Source organism: Arthrobacter sp. H20, from assembly GCF_000520515.1.
In the GTDB taxonomy this organism is placed as follows: Bacteria; Actinomycetota; Actinomycetes; order Actinomycetales; family Micrococcaceae; genus Arthrobacter_D.
The window spans coordinates 17580-36619 of sequence record NZ_KI914712.1 but is presented as its reverse complement, the minus strand read 5'-3'; the positions used below and the strand labels follow the sequence as shown (position 1 = coordinate 36619).

Here is a 19040-nt window from a genome sequence, read left to right as displayed (position 1 = left end):
GGTGAGCAGGCGGGTGAACGCAGCGCGCAAAGCCTCCTGCTGGTCGGCGCTGCTGAGGTCATTGACGACGTCGGCCAGCAGCTGGGGCGAACCGGCACCGGTTGCCTCAACGGCTGAGATCAGGTGCTTGAACACCCGCGCGGCGTCAGGGGCAGGGCGAAATCCGCAGAGCGCCTCGAACTGTGTGAGGGCGTAGATCATCTCCGGCTTATGGAACCCGTCCCGGTAATTGCGGTGGGGGGCATCGACGGGGATCCCGGCCGCGTTCTCGGCAGCAAATCCCTCGGCAGCCTGGGAACCGCTCGGGTGAACCTGGAGGGACAACGGAGCGGCTGCGGCAAGCACCTTGAGCAGAAACGGGAGCCGGGTGCCGAAACGCCTCACTGATGCCTCCCCGAGGGTACGCTCGGGGTCGGCGGCGATCAGCCGGTCCAGGTCTTCGGCGGCTCCGTCGTCAAGGAGCGCCCTCGACGGCGAGTCCGGGTGGGCGCCGACCCACAGTTCGGCTTCGGGGCCCCCCGACGGAACCCGGCCAAGGAGTTCGGCGATTGCGGTCTCGGATCCCCAGGCGTAGGGCCGCAGGGTGTTTTCCAGCAGGTACATGGGGACTCTTTTCCTTAGGCGGGGCTGCATTCCCCGTTGTTGTCCAACAGGGTGCTGAGGGTTGCATCGTCTCCGATGGTGGCCAACTGCTGCAGGTACTCTTCGGTGATCTCGGGCTCAGTCACCTGTGCCGGGACACGGGCTGGCGTCACAGGCTGGAAGACCGACGCCATAGCGGGGGCGCCGGGACCCAAGGTATCCGGTGAACCGGCTGCCGGCTCGGTGCCGGCGGCCTCAGCCAGCGTCTCCTGCACCCGGGCGTGGATTTCCTCAAACACCGGGTAGGTAACAAAGTTGTCGGCAGCTGTGCCGAAGTCGGGTGGGCCGATGGTCAGGCGACGTGTCTCGTGGTTCTTGGCTTTCAGCGCCAGATCGACGAAGCTTCCCAGCTGATCGAGTGCAATGTCGGTTTCGACAATGTCGGCACCCGCGCTGGCCAGATCCTGGAACCGGGTCAGGACCGTTGCCGGGTCGAGCTGGGCGATCATTGCCTGCTGCACGCACTGCTGCCGTGCAATCCGGTGATAGTCGGTGACGAACTCGCGGGATCTGGCGTACCAGAGTGCCTGATAGCCGTCGAGGGTTTGCACTCCGGGGGCAATCCACCCCGATGGCGGGTAATGCCGGATCGGGTTGGTGCCGGGAATCTCGGCGGCGGTGATCGGAACCCAACCACCGGCGTCGACAGTTATCCCACCCATGGCATCGATGACCTGGGAAAAACCCTCCATGTCCACGAGGATGTAGGCCTGAACCTCGAGACCTAGGACGCCGCCGGCGGCATCCATCATTGCTTCGGCGCCGGGGTCGTCGGCGTCGGGGTAGAGGTCAGCGTGCTCCTGGGCGACCAGCGGGTACAGGCTGTTGATGATGCATTCGTCGCCGCAGTTGTACCCATCAGGGTAGATCTGCCACAGGGGGGAGTCCTCGGTGAAGGGCGCGTTCTGGAAATTGCGCGGAATGCTGAAGGTCACCGTGGCACCGGTGGACGCGTCGACGCTGACCACCGAGATGCTGTCGGGGCGTCGCCCGGTGCGGTCCTCACCGGCGTCTCCGCCCATGAGGAGAAAGTTGTAGCGCCCGTCCACGGGATCGAACGCAGGACCAGCCTGGAAGATGGACCCGAAGGTGCCTCGGCTGACGTTGAGCAGGTACGCGCCGTAGGCGAGGGAGCCGCTGGTGACCACCATCAGCGCGACCAGGGATCCGGCGACCACCGGTCGCATTGATCGCTCCAACAGGGGTGGTCTGATGATCCGGAGCGTGTTGAGGAACAGGATGGCCCAGGATACGGCGAGCACCAGCAGGACAATGATGAGCACCAGCGACCACCACTGATGGGTCACCACGCTCACCAGCAGGGTGCGGTTGGTGACGGCAACGACCAGGGCAGCTACTACGGCCAGCCAGACGGCGAAGGTCACGAGCAGGGCCCTGCGGCCCAACTGTCGGTCTCCTGCAACAATTTGCGCTGAGCCCGGCAGCACCAGTGTCAACAACAGCAGGACAAACGCGCGCTTCGTGCGGACCTTCGGCGGTGCCGATTGCGGATAGCGAACCGGGTCTGTCAGCAACCGCTGCCCCTCGGGGCTGGGGGTCTGGCTCATACGCTGCGCTCCCCGGAGAGGGCCGCCCGAGCGCGGAGGGCAGCGCCCTTCTGAACTGCCGTCTCCCGCAGACCAGCTGCGAAATCGACGAGGTCGCCGCTGAGTCGTTCAGCGAGGCTGCCCTCGCCTGCAGCGAGGATCCGGAGGGCGAGGAGCCCCGCGTTGCGGGCGCCGCCAATGGAGACCGCCGCAACCGGAACGCCAGCGGGCATCTGGACGATGGACAGCAGCGAGTCCATGCCGTCGAGGTACTTCAGGGGGACCGGCACTCCGATGACGGGCAGGGCAGTCACGGAGGCCAGCATCCCGGGTAAATGTGCTGCACCACCCGCACCGGCGATGAGGACCCGCAGACCTCGCTCCTGCGCCTGTTGGCCGTAGGCGATCATCTCGGTCGGCATCCTGTGAGCCGAGACGACGTCGGCCTCGAAGGGCACCCGAAACTCCGTCAGGGCCTGCGCCGCTGCCTCCATCACTGGCCAGTCCGAGTCGGACCCCATCACTAGCCCTACCAGCGGATTGTTCACGCGCTTCCCTTCCGAATCTTCGAACTGTCGTGGCCGTCCCGGAGAATAGCAGCAGTTCGTTCCGCGCGGCCCCGAACGGTTTCGAGGCTCTCGCCCGCCAGTGCTACGGCATTGACGTGCCCAATTTTGCGTCCAGGCCTGACAGCTTTGCCATAACCATGAATCTTCGCTGCTGGCTCGGCAGCCAACGCTGCGGGATAAGCGCTAAAGAGATCAACGTTGCTGCCCCCCAGATAGTTCTTCATCACGCTCACGTCGCCAAGCATCGAGGTGCTGCCCAGCGGCAGGTCGAGGATTGCCCGGAGGTGTTGTTCGAACTGTCCGGTCACTGAGCCGTCCATGGTCCAGTGCCCGGAATTGTGGGGCCGCATGGCCAGTTCGTTCACCATGAACCCCGTCCTGGTATGTGGCGTCTCGAAGAGTTCAACAGCCATTACTCCTGTCACACCTAGCTCATCGGCGATCCTCAGTGCGGCGTCCCCGATCGAGGTTGCGAGCTCCGGGGCGAGGTCAGCGGCCGGCGCGATTACCTCATCGCAGACCCCATCCACCTGGATTGAATGCACCACCGGCCATGCCCGGGAAACTCCGGATGGGGTGCGGGCCACGAGTGCCGACAGTTCACGGCTGAAATTCACCTTTGCCTCCGCGAGCAGCGGACTGCCCTGGAACCATGCTGCGGCGCGGTCAGTATCGGCCAGCGAATCGATCACCATCACTCCCTTGCCGTCGTAGCCGCCGCGCGGAGTCTTCAGGACTACCGGCCAACCGATCCGGTCCCCGAATGCCTGCAGATCCTCGACCGAGGAGACCTCTCCCCATTCCGGGTTGGGTAGCCCCAGCCGGTCGATGGCACGTCGCATGACAATTTTGTCCTGGGCGTGCGCCAGGGCGTCAGGCTGAGGTTGTAAGTTGACTCCGTCGGCCTGCAGCGCCCTGAGCAACTCGCCGGGCACATGCTCGTGGTCAAAGGTCAGCACGTCGACGCCCCGGGCAAAGGCACTGAGGTCATCAAGGTTGCGGTAGTCACCTACCGTCGACGATGCCACAGCCGCAACCGCTGAGACGTCGGGGCCTTCGGCCAGGACACGGAGGGTGAAGCCGAGCTGGATCGCGGCGGGGGCCATCATGCGGGCCAGTTGGCCGCCGCCAACCACACCTATTACTGGGAAAGTCACGTATTCAGGGTACCCACTGCTCGGCGGTGAGGTGGCATGCTGAGTCTGTGCCGGGCGGGTTTCTAGGAAACTCCCACCCTTGGCGGCTAAAATGGTCCACTGGCCGTTGTGCATGCAGCATGGTGGTACTACATCCACGGTTGCACGTCAGCGACCATGGTGAACCAGACATGCAACCGGACCGCGGAGGGTCATGTTTTCTACAGTGACAGAGCGCGTCAGGGGCTTAGCCTCCCTGTTCTGGCGCGAGGTTGCCAAGTTCGGCGCCGTCGGCGGCGTCGCATTCGTGATCGACAACGGATTGTTCTGGTACCTGATTCATGGTCCGATGTCCGACAGTGAGGTGAAGGCACGTTTTGTCTCGGCGTCGGTCGCCACAGTGTTCGCCTGGGTTGCCAACCGTTATTGGACGTTCAGGCGACGCCGACAGCCGAATCCCATGCGCGAGCTCACCATGTTCGTGTTTATCAACCTGATCGGCATGGGTATCGCCGCTGGGTGCGTCTGGATTGCCAAGTACCCAATGGATATCACTGACCGGCCGACGCTGTTTTTCGCCGGTATCGTCGGCACTGTGATCGCTACTGTCCTACGATTCGTCGCCTACCGATTCTGGGTTTTCAACGTTGAGTTGGACGAGGATCCAGCGTTCGTCCACGACAGGGACCTCTTCGGCCACCCAGGCCATAGGTCCCCTGAGGGCCCGGTAAACGCTTCACGCGCTCCTGCGACGGGCCCCCGGACTATCGACACGCTGGGGACCGCGACGTCGGAGCCTACTGTCCCACGCGATCAGTAACCCGTTCGCTAGCGAGCAGGTTCTCGGTCAGGTCGACGCTGGGGTGGGCGACGATCAGCGTGCCGCCGGTACTCCAGCAATGCACCGCCGCCGCCAACGTTGTCTCGAGGGGTAGGTCAGCGGGGACCAGCAGAACCCCGGCGGGTGTCCAACCACAGGCCGCAGCACGATCGAAGAGTACCGGTAGGCGAAGGTCCCCGCTGTCCTGTTCGACGGTCGTCAGCTCAGCGTCGGCGGGAGGGAAGTCGAAGAACTCATCGCCGTAGCCGCGCACTTCAGCTGCATAGTCGACGGCGCCGGCGGGAAGTGGCCCGGACCACTTCAGATCGAGTGCCCCAAGGGCCACCAGCACCAGGAGTTGGGCGGGACCGTCAACTGTCATGGCAGCTGATGAGCTGACCACGATTTCGGCAGGGTGATCCGCACGGGCAGATCCGTCGACCGGAACAGCACCAACCTGCCAACAGGCGAGCACCCACACCAGGGTCTTCCAGTGGCCCGGCAGGTGCAGCGCCACCCGGGTGCCCGGTTCGGCGTCGAGCTCTTCAACCAAGAGATTCGAGGTCTTTGCCACCCAATTGTCAAGCACCCTGCCGGAGAGTTCAATCCGTTCGCCGCCTGGCCCATACCAGATCAGGCGTGGAGCTGAGGGGCTCACCGTGCGGAGCTGATTCATGAGCTCGGGGACTGCTGCTGATGCCATGATCGATTGGTGCCTTCCTGCTGACTGAAGTGGTGTAACTATTTTCGCTGAAAATCACTCGATCGCTGAATCGCCAGTGTCACAGGGGACACGCCGCCGCCATAGTGAAAAACTCTCAGCGTGGCGTGAACGGGTTCCCGGGCAGCAACTCTATAAGATTCCCCCTCGCGCTTGACTGAACACGTATTACACGCGTGTAATTAGGCAACGGAAAGTTCCAACACATCGGATACTTGGGCCGCATTGCCTCTCGCGAAATACCTTTCGCTGAGCAGTCGTGCCTGAATCCACCACAGTAGCTGTTGGAGCGACAACACCGGGAGGGCTGACATGGGACAGGTAGAGAAGGTTCACGACCGAACAACCATCGAGGCGCAGGCGTCGGCCCGCTACGGATCACGTGGCGTTCCAAGCGACTGGTTTGTCGATCCAGCTGATCCAGGTGCGGCCGATCGCTATCGGCAGAGCACCGAGAGTTCACTTGAGGACCAGGCGACTGCCTTCCTCACCTCTCATGAGGCGTTAACCGAACTCCCCGATGAAGAAGCTGAACTGCCCACTGACCTGGTGGCACCCGAGCGCTTCTCCGCGCCGTCCAGGCAAGTGCCGGCCCGCAGCGATCAGGCCGTGTGGATTGGCTTGCCGGGTATCGGCCAGGACTTTGATGATGAGGGCGAACTCGGCTGGCAGGCTGATTCTCTCTGCGCGCAGACCGACCCCGAAGCATTCTTTCCTGAAAAGGGTGGTTCCACCCGGGACGCCAAAAAGGTCTGCGGGGCCTGCAATGTGCGCTCGCAATGCCTGGAGTACGCTCTCGCCAACGATGAGCGCTTCGGTATCTGGGGCGGGCTGTCCGAGCGCGAGCGGCGCCGGTTACGAAAGCGAGCGGTCTAATTCTGCAGCACCCCCGCGTAACGGCAGTAGTGGTTGCCCACAACGGCTCAGCTTTTCTTTCGGCAACTCTCGCGGCACTCCAGGCGCAGCAGCACCCGCCTGACTTCGTGATCGGCGTGGACGCCGGGTCCACTGACCATTCGGCGTCGATTCTGCAGTTGGAACTTCCGGTGGGTAGCCCAGTAGTCGGATCTGCCGCCAGGGCAGGATTCGGCGGAGCCGTTCGGGTGGGGCTTGCCGAGGTGCCGGCGCGAACCGCCGTTGAGGACCACCCTGCCCACGAGTGGATCTGGTTGCTCCACGACGACTCTGCACCCGAACCCAACGCCCTTGACGAGCTGCTCCTCGCCGTCGAACGCGCACCCTCTGTCACAGTCGCAGGTTCCAAACAGGTCGAGTGGGACAACCGCCGGAAAGTGATCGACGTCGGCCTGTCGATCAGCCGCTGGGCAGAACGGCTGACCCTGATCGATGTGGACGAGCTTGATCAGGGCCAGCACGACTCCCGAAGCGACGTTTTCGCCGTCAACTCGGCAGGCATGCTGGTCCGCGGCGACGTCTGGGAGGCTCTCGAAGGGTTCGATCCGGCGCTGCCCAGCTCCGGTGATGAAGTTGATTTCTGCTGGCGAAACCGGCTTGCCGGTCATCGCGTGGTGGTGGTGCCGAGCGCAGTGATGCGTCATGGAGATCCGCGCATCCACCCGACTGCCGCACAGCGCGCCGCCCGGAAGGCCGAGGTCTATCTCCGCCTGAAACACGCATCCCTGTGGAAGATCCCGTTCCTGGCAGCGGGGGCTGTGATCGGCGGATTCGGCCGGCTCATCATGGGGCTGTTGGCGAAGGATCCCGGCTACGGTTTCAGCCAGTTGATTGCCAGCATTGCCGCAGTGCTCCGCCCGATAGAGCTGTTCCGGTCCCGCCGCCTCAGCGCCCTGACCAGAAAACGTCCCCGCAACGTGGTGAGGGGGCTGCAAACCTCCCGGCGAGAAGTCTGGTCGCACCGACGCTCAGTGCTCGACGCGTTCTCCGCCGAGGGGCATCTCAGTGACGCGGCAATCGCCGACGAGCACAGTGCCTATATTCCAGCAGGCGACGCCGCCGAAGATTTCAGCTCGCTCGCGGCGCCGTCGCGCACCTGGATAGGAGTTGGAGCAGTCGTCTCCGGTCTGGTCCTGGCCGCGATCTCAGTGGCTGGGCTCTACCGCATCATTGGCGCGCCAGCCCTGGCCGGCGGAGCCTTCCTACCGGTCTCCGCGAGTATGACTGACATCTGGCAGAACGCTTCGACCTGGTGGATCACCCTGGGCTCAGGTATGTCCGGCCACGGTGATCCGTTTGGGTATGTGCTTTGGCTGCTCGCTGCCCTGGGAGTGGGCAATGGCAACGCGGTGCTTGTTACCCTGATGCTGCTCGCGCTGCCACTTGCCGGTCTCTCGGCGTGGTTCGCCACGTCGGCGCTGACCTGGAGCCGGGGACTTCGCTTCTGGGCTGCCTTCTTCTGGGCTGCTGTCCCGACTCTACAAGTGGCAGTTGGTAGCGGCCGCCTCGGCGCGCTACTCGTGCATCTGCTACTGCCCCTCGCCGGCTTGGCCCTGCTGCGTGCGGTGGGTGCCGCGCGTGCTCCCCAGCCGGGAGCCCAACGGAACCCCGGTGACCGCACCTTCCCCGCTGGTGTCCCAGACAATTCTCCTCATCACGACGACGAAGCGAACGCCCGTCGGCGTCCCGTCGAGGTGATGCTCAAACCAGGCATCAACGGAGTGCCCAGCTGGACTGCTGCAGCGGCCGGTGGTCTGCTTTTGGCTGTGATAACGGCGGGCGCGCCTTCACTGCTCCCGCTTCTGGTGCTGTCAGTCCTCGCCGCAATCCTGCTGTTCCGCCGTCGGGCGAAAACCCTGTGGTGGTCGTTGTTGCCCCCGCTCGCACTGTTCGTGCCGTTCATCGGATCGACAATCGATCAGTTACGCGCTGTGCTGGCCGACCCAGGTGTTCCAGTGCCCTTCGTCGCGGCTGAGCTGTGGCAGCAATTGCTGGGCTACCCGGTCGCCTTCGACCCCATGGCGCCACTCGCTGCACTGCCCCTGCTTCCTGGTGGACCGTGGGCGCTGGTCGTTGCCATGCTGGTGGGCGGTCCGGCGATTCTTCTGGCGATCGCCGCACTGTTCCTCCAGGGCCGCGGCACCGCGATGGCCCGGGGCCTATGGCTTCTCGGGCTGGCCGCACTGCTGCTGAACACTGCGTACTCCTTCGTGGCGGTCGCTGTTGGGTCATCGGCCCTGATCACGCCCTTCACCGGGCCGCTCGTGTCAGTCCTGATGCTGACTATGGCCGCTGCGGCTGTCATCGGCGGTGACAAAGCGCTCACCGCCCACCACGCGCGCACCGTGCACCGTGCCCGAACCGACGCTAACGCTCCCAGGCGCCGGACCGGCCCGGCGCTGGTGGCAGCGGCAGTTGTCCTCGGGATAGGTCCGGTGGTGAGTCTTGGCCTGTGGGCGCTACCCTCGACGCCTGACGCAGTCGTCCAGCCCGCGCTGGACGACACCGGGCTGGACACCCTGGCACCAGACACCGCCAGGCCTGAGCTGCTGGCTACCCGGTTCGGCACCGACATGCTGCTCGCGCCAAGCGCTGAGCGAACCCTTCCAGCCACCGCCGCAGACCGCGGAAACAGTGCTGAGCGCAGCAAATCACTGGTGTTGAACATTGACGGTAGCAATAACGTCAGCGCCGCGCTGATGAGGAGCGACGGAACCACTCTCGACCAGCTCTCGCAAATCTATTCGGCCAGGGGACTCTATGGACCGCTGGGGTCGGCTGAGCTCCGTGAGGACGACGAAGCCACAGCTGCCATCCGAAGCACTGTCGCTGTCATTGTTGCCGGCAGCGGGTACGACCCCCGGGAGGAACTGAGAGAGCTCGGCGTCGGGTTCGTTGTGCTGCAGCAATCAGATTCAGCCGCAGAGGTACTCGCGGGGCAAATCGACGCGGTGCCCGGGCTCGTAGCAGTGGGCAACACCAACTCCGGCTGGCTCTGGCGGGTAGCGCCTGTCGCGGGTCCCGACGATGCTGGGCCCCCCGCAGGCGCCGGTGTTGAAGGCAGCACCGTTGCGGACAGCATTACCGGTTCCCGGGCGAGGATCGTCGACGGAGATGGAACCATAGCCGCTCTGGTCGATTCGGGATCCACTACCGTCGCCTCAGTCATTCCCGCAGGGAGCGCCGAACGAACACTTGTCCTCGCTGAACGTGCCGATTCCGGCTGGCGGGCTACCCTCGACGGACGCGTGCTGGAGTCGGTTGAGTCAGGGTGGTCCCAGGCGTTTGCGCTCCCCGCCGACGGCGGCAGACTCGACATCAGCTTTGTGACGGCCTGGGAGCCGTGGGCGACAATTGGTTCAGCAGCTGTCCTTGGGCTCACGATCCTGCTTGCAATCCCGATGCCATCGAGACCTCGCTTCGTGCGGGCGTATCCGGGACGGCGTGGACAGCCGGCTGTGCTGGTTCAGTCGGACGCCGCGGGACCAGATAGTCAGGAAGAGGACACCGGTGAGAACTCCGCCAACGATTCACCCAGCGATGAATCAGTCCTCAGCGGAAGGGGTCGGTCATGACCGAACACCCTGACTATGCGCCCCCCGCCTCACGGCCCAGGACCAAACGACGTCGGGCAGGTACCCCGCGCAGGGCAGCTGGAATAGGAACCGGAGTACTGCTTGTCGGTGCCAGCGGTGCGCTGGCAATCGGCCTCCCCATCCTGGAACCAACCGGTGCGGCGGCCCAGTTCCCGATCCCGGTTGCGGAGGTTCCCGCCGGGGAATACACGGGGGTGTGCCCAGGACCGCCACGCCTGGTTGAGAGCGCTGCTGCCCTCGCCGACCCAGAGTTTAACCCCGAATCGGAGACCGCCAGCACCGCAGTCAGCGCCATGGTGCTGAGCAGTCTCGGCTCAGTGTTGCCGGGCAGTGCCCTGGCCCCGCTCGGCTCCGGCGAGCCGTTGGCCACCATCGCCGCAGGCGAGACCGGAGACGAACCGGTTCCGGAAGGGGTGACAAATGAGGACGGACTAACGAATCGGACGGCTGGAGTGCTTGGCGACCAGTCAGTCGATTCGGTGAGCGTCTTCTCAGCCCAGCCCGTGGGCAGCCTCCCCGCGACCGCTGGAGCAATCCTCAGTTACAGCGCCACCGACGGCGATCTGGGGGGTCTTGCGATGACGCATTGCACGGCACCGGGCAACGACTCCTGGATTCTCGGTGCATCAACCACTGTGGGAGCCACCGCAGTCCTCAACCTGTCCAACCCATCAGGCACGCCAGCGACCGTCGACCTGGAGCTCTACGGAACCGACGGGCCGATCGAAGCCGCCGGGACCAGGGGGCTGCTCATCGCACCGGGTGCTACCGAATCGATAGTGCTGGCCGGGCTTGCCACGGATCAGGACCAGTTGGCGGTCCGGATCCTAAGCGACGGCGGGCTGGTCGCCGGGAGTATCCAGCAGAGCATTCTGCGTGAACTCACTCCCGGTGGTATCGAGCTACTCCAGCCTGCAGCCCCAGCGGCGAGCACCCAGGTGATACCGGGCGTGCGCATCCAGGACGAGGACATCGCTGACGAGATCACCGCCCAGGACGGCTATGAGACGGCCTCCCCAGGACTGCAGGTAGTGGTCCCCGGCAGCACCGATGCCGTCCTGAATGTTCGGGTCTACGGTTCCGGGGGCCAGGTTGAGCTTCCAGCTGGGGGAGTGTTCACCGCTACAGCTGGCACGGTGAGCGGGGTTCCGCTGGACAGTCTTCCAGCGGGTGACTACACGATTGAAGTCACCTCTGATGTGGTTATTTCGGCCTCAGCTCGCGTAAACCGGGGCGTCGAGGCGGGGGAACCCGTCGACTTCGGGTTCGCACCATCAGGGGCGCGGCTCGGCAACACCCAGGTGGCAGTGTTCCCCAGCGGGTCACGAGGAACCCTCACCTTCGGTACTCCCGCAGGCTGGTCAGAAGTTCAGCTCACCCCGGTCGCTGAGGACGGCACACTGCAGCCTGAGCAGACAGTCAGTGTGGCAGGCGGAACAACCGTCAGCGTAGCGGCGGCGGATCTGGGGGAGGACATCGCGGCTGTCCTGGTCGCCGCGTCGGGGGAACCGGTCTACGGAGCCCAGGTTCACCAGATCGACAATGAACCGGGCATCTCGGTGACCCCTTTGCCACCCGGCAGCGCCGGGCAACCGAATGTGGCGGTCAACCTGGGGTACTGACTCCTCGCCCGAGCGGTCCCTGGGGTGGTCAGGCCCGGGACCGACCGTACGCTGGATCAACCGCCTCGGGCGCCATCCCCAGCAGTTCCGCAGTCTGTTCGACTACCACGTCATGGACCAGTTCGTTGGGTGCGATGAAGCTGCCGGCTGCCATCTCAACCGGGTGCCGGTAGATGATGATAGTGGGTGGGCGGTTCGGCGCAGCTGGTAGCGATGTGCCGAGCAACCCATTCAACGATTGGGCGGTCATGGTCTCAAGGTTCGCCGGGATGTCCTGGACCACCATTTGGAGATCAAGGATTCGCTCACCCCAGAGCCGTTCCAGCCGCTGCGCCGACTCCATCACCCACTCGTCGAACCGTTCACTCCTGGTGCGCGAACCGGGAAGGTGCGGAGGGATCAAAGGCCCGCGAAGTCCGCGGCCGTGCCGGTTCCTGCGGCGGCGGCCATAGCGCGGACCGGGATGGCCTGACTCCGCTGCCTCATCTGGGTCGGCCAGGTGCACCGAAAACGTTGAGCTGTCCCGCATATATTGACTGTAAACCCATTGGGCCCCAAAGCAACCTTTGATGCCACTGACGGCGCGCGGACCGGTTCCGGGATCCCCGCGGTTCCGGGGCCAACGGGTAGGCTGACTTGTCGTGGGATCCCTTCGAAGCTGTTCACGCTCAGCCTGTCAGCGAGCCGCCGTGGCAACGCTCACCTTTGTCTACTCCGATTCAACAGCAGTGCTTGGACCGCTTGCCACCTACGCCGAGCCGCATTGTTACGACCTGTGTACTTCCCACGCGGACCGACTGACCGTTCCGCGAGGCTGGGAGGTGGTGCGGTTGGCGCTACCATCGAACCCGCCGGAACCACATCCTGATGATCTCCTTGCCCTGGTCAATGCGGTTCGCGAAGCCGCCTCAGACCGCACCCAGGACACCGGCCCCACTGCACGTGGCAGCAAAGGATCGCTCGAACCGCCGGCTGAGGCCGGCGGTGTCCGGCGCGGGCACCTGCGCATCCTCCGCGAACAGTAGGCAATCCGGTCCACAACCCGGGGCTGCCCCTGTTCTGTCAGGAACCCCGACCGCGATAGTCTTGGATCATGAGCCCCATATCATCTGATCTGCTCGCTGTGCTCCGCTGCCCCGTCACCGGCTCGGCGCTGGTCCATGAGGGAGAATTTCTGGTCTCATCAGTGACCGACAGCACAGGGGATCCGGTGCAATACAGCATCGATGAAGGCATCCCCGTGCTCCTCCGCCCCGAACTACTAGTAGCAGCCACCGAGGCAGGCTCCGACGAGCACGATGGTCCAGCCAAAAAATAGTCCATGTGCAGCACCAACGAACAGGAACGCGTCACACCATGACCTTTGACTTCAAAGTTGCCGACCTATCCCTCGCCGAAGCAGGACGCCACCAGATCCGCCTGGCAGAACACGAAATGCCCGGTCTGATGGCGCTTCGCCAGGAATTCGGCCCAAGCCAGCCCCTGAAGGGCGCCCGCGTGGCCGGTTCGTTGCATATGACTGTGCAAACCGCCGTGCTGATCGAAACACTCACTGCGCTCGGCGCCGAGGTGCGGTGGGCCTCGTGCAACATCTTCTCCACTCAGGACGAGGCAGCGGCCGCCATCGTCGTCGGATCTGGAACGGCAGAGCAGCCAGCTGGCGTTCCGGTATTCGCGTGGAAGAACGAGACCCTCGAGGAATACTGGTGGACCACCACCCAGATCCTCAGCTGGCCCGGTGAGCAGGGCCCCAACATGATTCTTGACGACGGTGGCGACGCGACCCTCCTGGTGCACAAGGGAGTGGAATTCGAGGCGGCTGGCGCAGTGCCAGCGGGCCCGGCCGAAGACGACATCGACTACTCCCACGAGTTCTCGGTAGTCCTCGACGTTCTGCGCGGTACCCTCGCCGAAGACCCACAGAAGTGGACCCGGATCGCTGCGGGCATCAAGGGTGTAACCGAGGAGACGACCACCGGTGTCATGCGGCTCTACCAGCTGGCACAGCAGGGAAACCTCCTGTTCCCGGCCATCAATGTCAACGACTCGGTCACCAAATCCAAGTTCGACAACAAGTACGGCATCCGGCACTCATTGCCTGACGGTCTCAACCGGGCGACCGACGTTCTTATCGGTGGAAAAGTTGTAGTGGTGTGTGGCTATGGCGATGTTGGCAAGGGAGCAGCGGAGGCGCTCCGTGGTCAAGGCGGACGAGTGATAGTCACCGAAATCGATCCGATCTGCGCACTGCAGGCGGCGATGGACGGGTATCAGGTAGCTCGTCTTGAGACGGTGCTGGCCCAGGGTGATATCTTCATCACGACCACCGGCAACAAGGACGTCATCATGGCGCACCACATGGCCGGAATGAAGCATCAGGCCATTGTGGGCAACATCGGTCACTTCGATAACGAGATTGACATTGCCGGGCTGGCAAAGACACCCGGAATCCGGAAGGTAGAGATCAAGCCTCAGGTGCACGAATGGGTCTTTCCCGCCGACGAGGCAGCGGGAACACTCGAGCGCTCAATCATCATGCTCTCGGAAGGCCGCCTGCTCAACCTGGGCAACGCCACCGGCCACCCCTCGTTCGTGATGAGTAACTCGTTCGCGAACCAGACCATCGCTCAGATCGAGCTGTTCACCAAGTGGATGCAGAACGATCTCGACGGGAACCGCGAGTATGACAACCAGGTCTACGTTCTGCCGAAGATTCTTGACGAGAAGGTGGCTCGGCTGCACCTCGACGCGATCGGGGTAGAGCTCACCGAGCTGACCAAGAGCCAGGCCGAGTACCTCGACATTGAGGCGTCGGGCCCCTACAAAACGGACCAGTACAGGTACTAACGACTCGCTCGACGCGGTTGCCGTGTCGAGCGAGTCGGTAATGGCCACCCCGCAACGTAAAGTTAATTGTGGGGTGGCCATTTTTCAGCAGGATGTGGGTAGGGCAGATGACTGACAGTCAGCAGGGCATGAGCGAGAGTCGAAACGGGTGGGTTATCGGCGGGGTAGCGACCGCCGCTGTCCTGATCGCAGCTGGTGCCGCAGTTGCAGTCGCGCCCAACTGGGCGGGAACCGATGGCGCACCGGCGGCAACATCGCCGTCGGCGTCACCCTCCCCGTCGGCGTCGACGTCGCCGACCGCTGCACCGGATTTTGACTATACGGCGACTCCAGCCGACAACACCGAACAGGTCAATCCCATTGCCGTGCCCGTGGTCCGCGCCGAGAATGCGGTCATCGACAGTGTCGCCTTGCGCGCGGCCGACGGCGGCGAGCCCGTCGAGGGAACGCTCAGCGAGGACGATTCGGTCTGGACTGCCAGCGAACGGCTCGCATTTGGCACCGACTACGAGTTCGAGTTCGTGCTGGCCGATGCTAACGGGAACACCGTCAGCGAGTCGCAGGGCTTCACCACGGTGATGCCGGCCAACGAGGCCGACGCCGCGACGTATCCGCTGGACGGCTCAACAGTTGGGACCGGCCAGCCCATCGAGATCAACTTCAGCGAGCCCGTGATCAACCGGGACGAAGTGGAGTCAGCGATCACGATCACCGGTTCCAGTGGTCAGACGGGTGCCTTCCATTGGCTCAGCGACACCACCGTGAGGTACCGAGCCGAAGAGTTTTGGGCGCCGAACAGCACCATCACGGTCGACATGCAGTTGTTCGGAGTGGACTACGGCAACCAGATGATCGGGAACTTCGACGATCAAATGACCATCAACACCCACAACACCCGGCTTGCCGTCGTCGATAATGAGACCAAAACAATGGACGTCTACATTGACGGAGCCCTTGAGAGAAGCTTCCCGATTACCCTGGGGACAGAGGACTGGCCCTCGACTATCGGCTATCACGTGGTGATGGAACAGTATGAGTCCACCAAGTTCACTGCAGAATCCATTGGCCTCGAGCCGGGAGACGACGCGTACTACGAGCCGACAGTGGTGAATCACGCGAGCCGCATCTCCAACGGCGGTGCGTTCGTCCACGAAGCGTTGCCCGACGCCCAGGTGGCTCTGGGTAACTTCAATGTCTCCCATGGCTGTATCGGAATGTCTCCAGAAGGTGCCAAGTACTTCTACGACACCTTCGGCCCCGGCGACGTCGTCGAGGTTCGAAACACCGGGTACGGGCCCATGTTCATCTGGGATGGATTCGGTGACTGGAACACCCCCTGGAGCGAATACAGTACCCAGCCGTAACTCCCTGCCGTGCTACTGACCGAACGGTAGTCGGTGTAGCCGCTCGGCAGTCTTCGCTGTCCGTTCACGTTGGCGTCCCAGTCTGCCAAGGTCCCGATCCCGGCGTTCAGCGAGGACCGCGTTCAGGAAGTCCTCCGGGTGCGTTCCCGCTGGTGGAAGCGGCGCGACGAACCCCGATACCTCGGTCGCCAGTTCAGTTGCGAGAGACTGGCGGGAGACCTGGGTCAGGCGAGGCGCCTGAGAGATGAATGCTGCAACGCGCCGGGCCAGCGGGTCGGGGAGCTGAAGTAGGTCAGCTGCGCTGAGCCAACTCGCGAGATGAGGCGGCACCACCGCGAGTGTGCGCGGCTTTTCCACGACGCGCTCATGCATCGAATAGGTTCCTGCCAGCAGGTCGCCCAGACGTTTGGAGCGCTCGTTGAACACCGCCACCAGAAACGCTAGCGACCCCACCAGTAGATAGATTTCAAGGACGCCGAGCATTCCGCGGATGAAGGCGTGACGAAACCGGATGGAGCCGCCGTCGTCGCGCACTATCCGTAGCCCCATCACGAGCCGCCCCAGGGATTTCCCCCGGGTGAGGGTCTCGACCGTCACGGGGACTACCAGGATCACCAGGATGAGCAGTATCAGGACCAGGGCCTGGGTCAGCGCCGGGTCAAGCGAGCCATCGAGCACTCCGCTGACCCCGAGGACAATGGCGAGGATCAGGATGGCCTGGGCGACGATGTCGATGAGAAGGCTAATACCGCGGGCGCCGAACGATGCGGGTCGCAGCTCCAGGACTACTGCCTCACCTGTCACAACCGAACTCATTGCACGTCCCCTTGATCGTCTAGCCCAGAGAGGGCTTGCCCTCTCAGCTTATCGGCCGTCGCCCGGCTAAGCTGAAAGAGTGGATGTTGATGCTTTCGTTGAGGTGAACCGCCCGGACTGGGAGCGGATTGATGAGCTGGTGCGACGGCGTAAGCTCTCCGGCGTCGAAGCCGATGAACTGCTGGTGCTTTACCAACGGACTTCAACCCACCTCTCCATGATCCGGTCGATCGCGCCGGAGAGCGCGTTATCCGGTGCCCTGTCGATGCGCCTGTCACGGGCCCGGACCCGGTTCACCGGCGCGCGTTCCAACTTCATGGAAGACGTGGCAGGATTCTTCGTCATCTCCCTGCCAGCGGCCTTTTACCGTGTCCGGTGGCTGACCGTCGTCGTCGGGGTCCTATTCATCGGGGTTGCCTGGTTGTACGGTGCCTGGGTGGCGGGGACTCCCGGTGTCATCGCGGCGATGGGTGGTGACGAGTTCGCTGAACAGTATGTCGAAGAGGATTTCGTCAACTATTACTTCGAGAATCCTGCGGCATCGTTTGCCGGGCTGGTCTGGACGAACAACGCCTGGATCGCGCTGCAGGCCGTAGCATTCGGGGTCACTGGTGTCTGGGCGCCATGGATCCTGTACCAGAATGCCCAGGCCATCGGTATGGCTGGCGGAACGATGGCCGCTTACGGTGAACTCGATACCTTCTTCATCTACATCCTGCCCCACGGGTTCATGGAGCTCACCGCCATCTTCATTGCTGCCGCGGCTGGGCTGAAACTCTTCTGGGCCTGGGTGTCGCCGGGTGCCCGGACCCGGGCGAACGCGCTGGCGGAGGAGGGCAGATCGCTCATCACCGTTGCGTTGGGACTGGTGCTTGTACTCTTCATCTCCGGGCTCGTCGAGGGGTTCGTGACTCCCAGCCCGCTGCCTACGTGGCTGCGGATCAGCATCGGGTTCCTGGTGTTCGCCGGGTACTGGGTCTACACCCTGGTGCTGGGGCGACGCGCAGTCAACGCAGGGTACACAGGCGACCTTTCAAGCCTCGACCGGGGCGCAACTGTTCGCTCAGCCTGACCGGCGCACCATCGAGGGATGCCGCTGTGCCACAGTTCAGTGGCCCGACGCCGGTACTGCCTCCGCTGCTAACCGGACGTCCGGCGGTACGCTCGACCATAAGTACTTGAGCACTTTTTCTAGGAGATAACCCAGTGGCTGAAAACGACGAGACAGGGCAGCGCATCGGAGTTGACGCACCGGACGAGGACACGAGCGCGGCTGCGGCCTCCACCCCGTCAGCAGCTGCCGACGGACCACCCATTGCTCAGCGAAGTTCCCTGCCAATGCGCAAAGCGAGCACCATGCCGGACCTTAGCCGATTCGAGGCGGAGCAGGCTGATTCTTCGGGGCAAAAACATTCTTCCGGGGAGGCTGTGGTTGGCGAATCCGCTCAAGCCGACTTCCCTGAGAGCGCCACCCCTGAGGCTGACTCGGCTGAGGCTGACGCAGCCGGGACCGGCACCCGTGCAGCCGACACCCCCGGGGTTCCGCTGGGGGCGGCGGCCGTTACCACTGCTAGCACCGGCTCGCACCGAGCCTCTGGTTCAGGGATCGCCGCACCCGAGGCGACCAACGATCCGGCCCCTGATACTGCGGCACTGTCAGCTCGGCCGTCCGAGGAAGAAGTGAGCCGGCGGGCCGCTGAACGTGATGATGCGTTCACCGGCAAGCCAGTTATGGCAAGGGTATTCCAGGTCCTCCTCGCCGTGTTCTTCCCGATCATCCTTCTCGCCGCGGCGATCCGGGCAGTGACCTCGCCACTCTTCCTCTGGGTCGAATATCACCGCCCAGGATTTCCTGCCGACAGCTTCGGGTTCAGTACCGAAGACCGCATGACCTACGGGTCGTACACGGTGGACTACATCCTCAACTGGGCGTCGCCGCGCTACCTGGGCGACCTGGTGAACGCTGACGGCGACCAACTGTTCCTGGACAGCGAGGTGGGCCACATGCTCGACGTGAAGCTGGTCCTGGTGATCAGCTTCGCCGTCGCGCTGGCGATGCTGGTCTTCGCCATTGCCGCCTGCTGGTACCTGGCTCGGACTTATCCCGGCGGCGTCCGCAGGAGCCTGTTTGCCGGAGCGCTGGGGACGCTGGTGCTGATGATTGGCCTGACAGTAACGGCAGTCATCGGCTGGCAGACCTTCTTCACACAGGTCCATGCACTGTTTTTCACTGACGGCACCTGGACCTTCCGCGCCGACGACACTCTCATCAGGCTCTTCCCAGCGCAGTTCTGGATGGATGCTGCGATCACTGTGGCAGCGCTGGTCCTGGTTGTCACAGTGGTGACGCTGGTCCTCACCTGGCCCACCAGGGCACGGCGGGAGAAGTCCCGGCTCGCCGGCGAGGCGGCCCGGCAGCGTCGGCTGGATTCGCTGACGCTCTGA

General features: G+C 63.8%; 17 protein-coding genes. 10 read left to right on the top strand and 7 right to left on the bottom strand.

Annotated elements, in window-relative coordinates; all coding sequences use genetic code 11:
• The 4 genes from manA to Y703_RS0102595 form a co-directional block, all read right to left on the bottom strand.
• The coding region (manA, locus tag Y703_RS21300; RefSeq protein WP_035763543.1) for a mannose-6-phosphate isomerase, class I at positions 1-603 on the bottom strand (603 nt) is incomplete at its 3' end.
• A gap of 14 nt (positions 604-617) precedes the next feature.
• Entirely contained in the window at positions 618-2210 is a 1593-nt protein-coding gene (locus tag Y703_RS0102605; RefSeq protein ID WP_026551471.1) for an LCP family protein, read from the bottom strand.
• Entirely contained in the window at positions 2207-2710 is a 504-nt protein-coding gene (gene purE / locus Y703_RS17475; protein WP_051427242.1) for a 5-(carboxyamino)imidazole ribonucleotide mutase, read from the bottom strand. The genes Y703_RS0102605 and purE overlap by 4 nt, the downstream gene beginning before the upstream one ends.
• A gap of 23 nt (positions 2711-2733) precedes the next feature.
• Positions 2734-3915 (bottom strand): 5-(carboxyamino)imidazole ribonucleotide synthase, encoded by a 1182-nt coding sequence (locus Y703_RS0102595; protein ID WP_026551470.1) that lies wholly within the window; start codon positions 3913-3915, stop codon positions 2734-2736.
• Positions 3916-4108: 193 nt separating this feature from the next.
• Here Y703_RS0102595 and Y703_RS0102590 point away from each other — a divergent pair, with 193 nt between their 5' ends.
• Positions 4109-4714: a GtrA family protein gene (locus tag Y703_RS0102590; RefSeq protein ID WP_026551469.1), complete on the top strand. Its 606-nt coding sequence runs from the start codon at positions 4109-4111 to the stop codon at positions 4712-4714.
• Here the strand turns inward: Y703_RS0102590 and Y703_RS0102585 are convergent.
• Positions 4692-5417, bottom strand: coding sequence for a TIGR03089 family protein (locus tag Y703_RS0102585; RefSeq protein WP_026551468.1), 726 nt, complete (start codon positions 5415-5417; stop codon positions 4692-4694). The genes Y703_RS0102590 and Y703_RS0102585 overlap by 23 nt on opposite strands.
• Before the next feature lie 330 nt (positions 5418-5747).
• Between Y703_RS0102585 and Y703_RS21295 the strand changes: the two genes are divergently transcribed.
• Genes Y703_RS21295 through Y703_RS0102570 form a run of 3 tightly spaced genes read left to right on the top strand, consistent with a single transcriptional unit; the run spans position 5748 to position 11568 of the window.
• On the top strand, positions 5748-6311 hold the full coding sequence (locus Y703_RS21295; protein ID WP_081743352.1) for a WhiB family transcriptional regulator: 564 nt from the start codon (positions 5748-5750) through the stop codon (positions 6309-6311).
• Positions 6257-9925: a glycosyltransferase family 2 protein gene (locus Y703_RS0102575; RefSeq protein WP_343212868.1), complete on the top strand. Its 3669-nt coding sequence runs from the start codon at positions 6257-6259 to the stop codon at positions 9923-9925. The genes Y703_RS21295 and Y703_RS0102575 overlap by 55 nt, the downstream gene beginning before the upstream one ends.
• Positions 9922-11568 carry a DUF5719 family protein gene (locus Y703_RS0102570; RefSeq protein WP_026551465.1) on the top strand — a complete coding sequence of 549 codons (1647 nt, stop codon included), beginning with the start codon at positions 9922-9924 and terminating at the stop codon, positions 11566-11568. Before Y703_RS0102575 ends, Y703_RS0102570 begins: the two co-directional genes overlap by 4 nt.
• Positions 11569-11596: 28 nt before the next feature.
• On the opposite strand, the gene Y703_RS0102565 is transcribed toward Y703_RS0102570, so the two are convergent.
• Complete coding sequence (locus Y703_RS0102565) at positions 11597-12097, bottom strand: metallopeptidase family protein (protein ID WP_026551464.1); 501 nt, start codon at positions 12095-12097, stop codon at positions 11597-11599.
• A 112-nt stretch (positions 12098-12209) separates the two neighbouring features.
• On the opposite strand from Y703_RS0102565, the gene Y703_RS0102560 reads away from it, so the two are divergent.
• The 4 genes from Y703_RS0102560 (at position 12210) to Y703_RS0102545 (ending at position 15779) form a co-directional block, all read left to right on the top strand.
• On the top strand, positions 12210-12593 hold the full coding sequence (locus tag Y703_RS0102560; protein ID WP_026551463.1) for a DUF3499 domain-containing protein: 384 nt from the start codon (positions 12210-12212) through the stop codon (positions 12591-12593).
• Between the two features lie 68 nt (positions 12594-12661).
• Positions 12662-12886: a Trm112 family protein gene (locus Y703_RS0102555; protein ID WP_026551462.1), complete on the top strand. Its 225-nt coding sequence runs from the start codon at positions 12662-12664 to the stop codon at positions 12884-12886.
• Positions 12887-12924: 38 nt separating this feature from the next.
• A complete protein-coding gene (gene ahcY / locus Y703_RS0102550) occupies positions 12925-14415 on the top strand; it encodes an adenosylhomocysteinase (RefSeq protein WP_026551461.1) in 1491 nt (496 codons plus the stop codon).
• Positions 14416-14522: 107 nt separating this feature from the next.
• Positions 14523-15779, top strand: coding sequence for a L,D-transpeptidase (locus tag Y703_RS0102545; RefSeq protein ID WP_026551460.1), 1257 nt, complete (start codon positions 14523-14525; stop codon positions 15777-15779).
• Between the two features lie 12 nt (positions 15780-15791).
• Here the strand turns inward: Y703_RS0102545 and Y703_RS0102540 are convergent, their stop codons facing one another.
• The gene (locus Y703_RS0102540; protein WP_026551459.1) at positions 15792-16595 is read right to left on the bottom strand and encodes an RDD family protein; all 804 of its coding nucleotides are present in this window, start codon (positions 16593-16595) and stop codon (positions 15792-15794) included.
• Positions 16596-16674: 79 nt separating this feature from the next.
• On the opposite strand from Y703_RS0102540, the gene Y703_RS0102535 reads away from it, so the two are divergent.
• Both Y703_RS0102535 and Y703_RS0102530 read left to right on the top strand, forming a co-directional pair.
• Entirely contained in the window at positions 16675-17667 is a 993-nt protein-coding gene (locus Y703_RS0102535; protein WP_026551458.1) for a stage II sporulation protein M, read from the top strand.
• A 134-nt stretch (positions 17668-17801) separates the two neighbouring features.
• Positions 17802-19040 carry a TIGR01906 family membrane protein gene (locus Y703_RS0102530; RefSeq protein WP_026551457.1) on the top strand — a complete coding sequence of 413 codons (1239 nt, stop codon included), beginning with the start codon at positions 17802-17804 and terminating at the stop codon, positions 19038-19040.

Bases quoted from the DNA above. Each gene is read 5' to 3' on its own strand.
- Y703_RS0102605 (WP_026551471.1), bottom strand. From the start codon at position 2,210: ATGAGCCAGACCCCCAGCCCCGAGGGGCAGCGGTTGCTGACAGACCCG.
- Y703_RS0102585 (WP_026551468.1), bottom strand. From the start codon at position 5,417: ATGGCATCAGCAGCAGTCCCCGAGCTCATGAATCAGCTCCGCACGGTG.
- purE (WP_051427242.1), bottom strand. From the start codon at position 2,710: ATGGGGTCCGACTCGGACTGGCCAGTGATGGAGGCAGCGGCGCAGGCC.
- Y703_RS0102590 (WP_026551469.1), top strand. From the start codon at position 4,109: ATGTTTTCTACAGTGACAGAGCGCGTCAGGGGCTTAGCCTCCCTGTTC.
- Y703_RS0102570 (WP_026551465.1), top strand. From the start codon at position 9,922: ATGACCGAACACCCTGACTATGCGCCCCCCGCCTCACGGCCCAGGACC.
- Y703_RS0102545 (WP_026551460.1), top strand. From the start codon at position 14,523: ATGACTGACAGTCAGCAGGGCATGAGCGAGAGTCGAAACGGGTGGGTT.
- Y703_RS0102565 (WP_026551464.1), bottom strand. From the start codon at position 12,097: ATGCGGGACAGCTCAACGTTTTCGGTGCACCTGGCCGACCCAGATGAG.
- Y703_RS0102555 (WP_026551462.1), top strand. From the start codon at position 12,662: ATGAGCCCCATATCATCTGATCTGCTCGCTGTGCTCCGCTGCCCCGTC.
- Y703_RS21295 (WP_081743352.1), top strand. From the start codon at position 5,748: ATGGGACAGGTAGAGAAGGTTCACGACCGAACAACCATCGAGGCGCAG.
- ahcY (WP_026551461.1), top strand. From the start codon at position 12,925: ATGACCTTTGACTTCAAAGTTGCCGACCTATCCCTCGCCGAAGCAGGA.
- Y703_RS0102540 (WP_026551459.1), bottom strand. From the start codon at position 16,595: ATGAGTTCGGTTGTGACAGGTGAGGCAGTAGTCCTGGAGCTGCGACCC.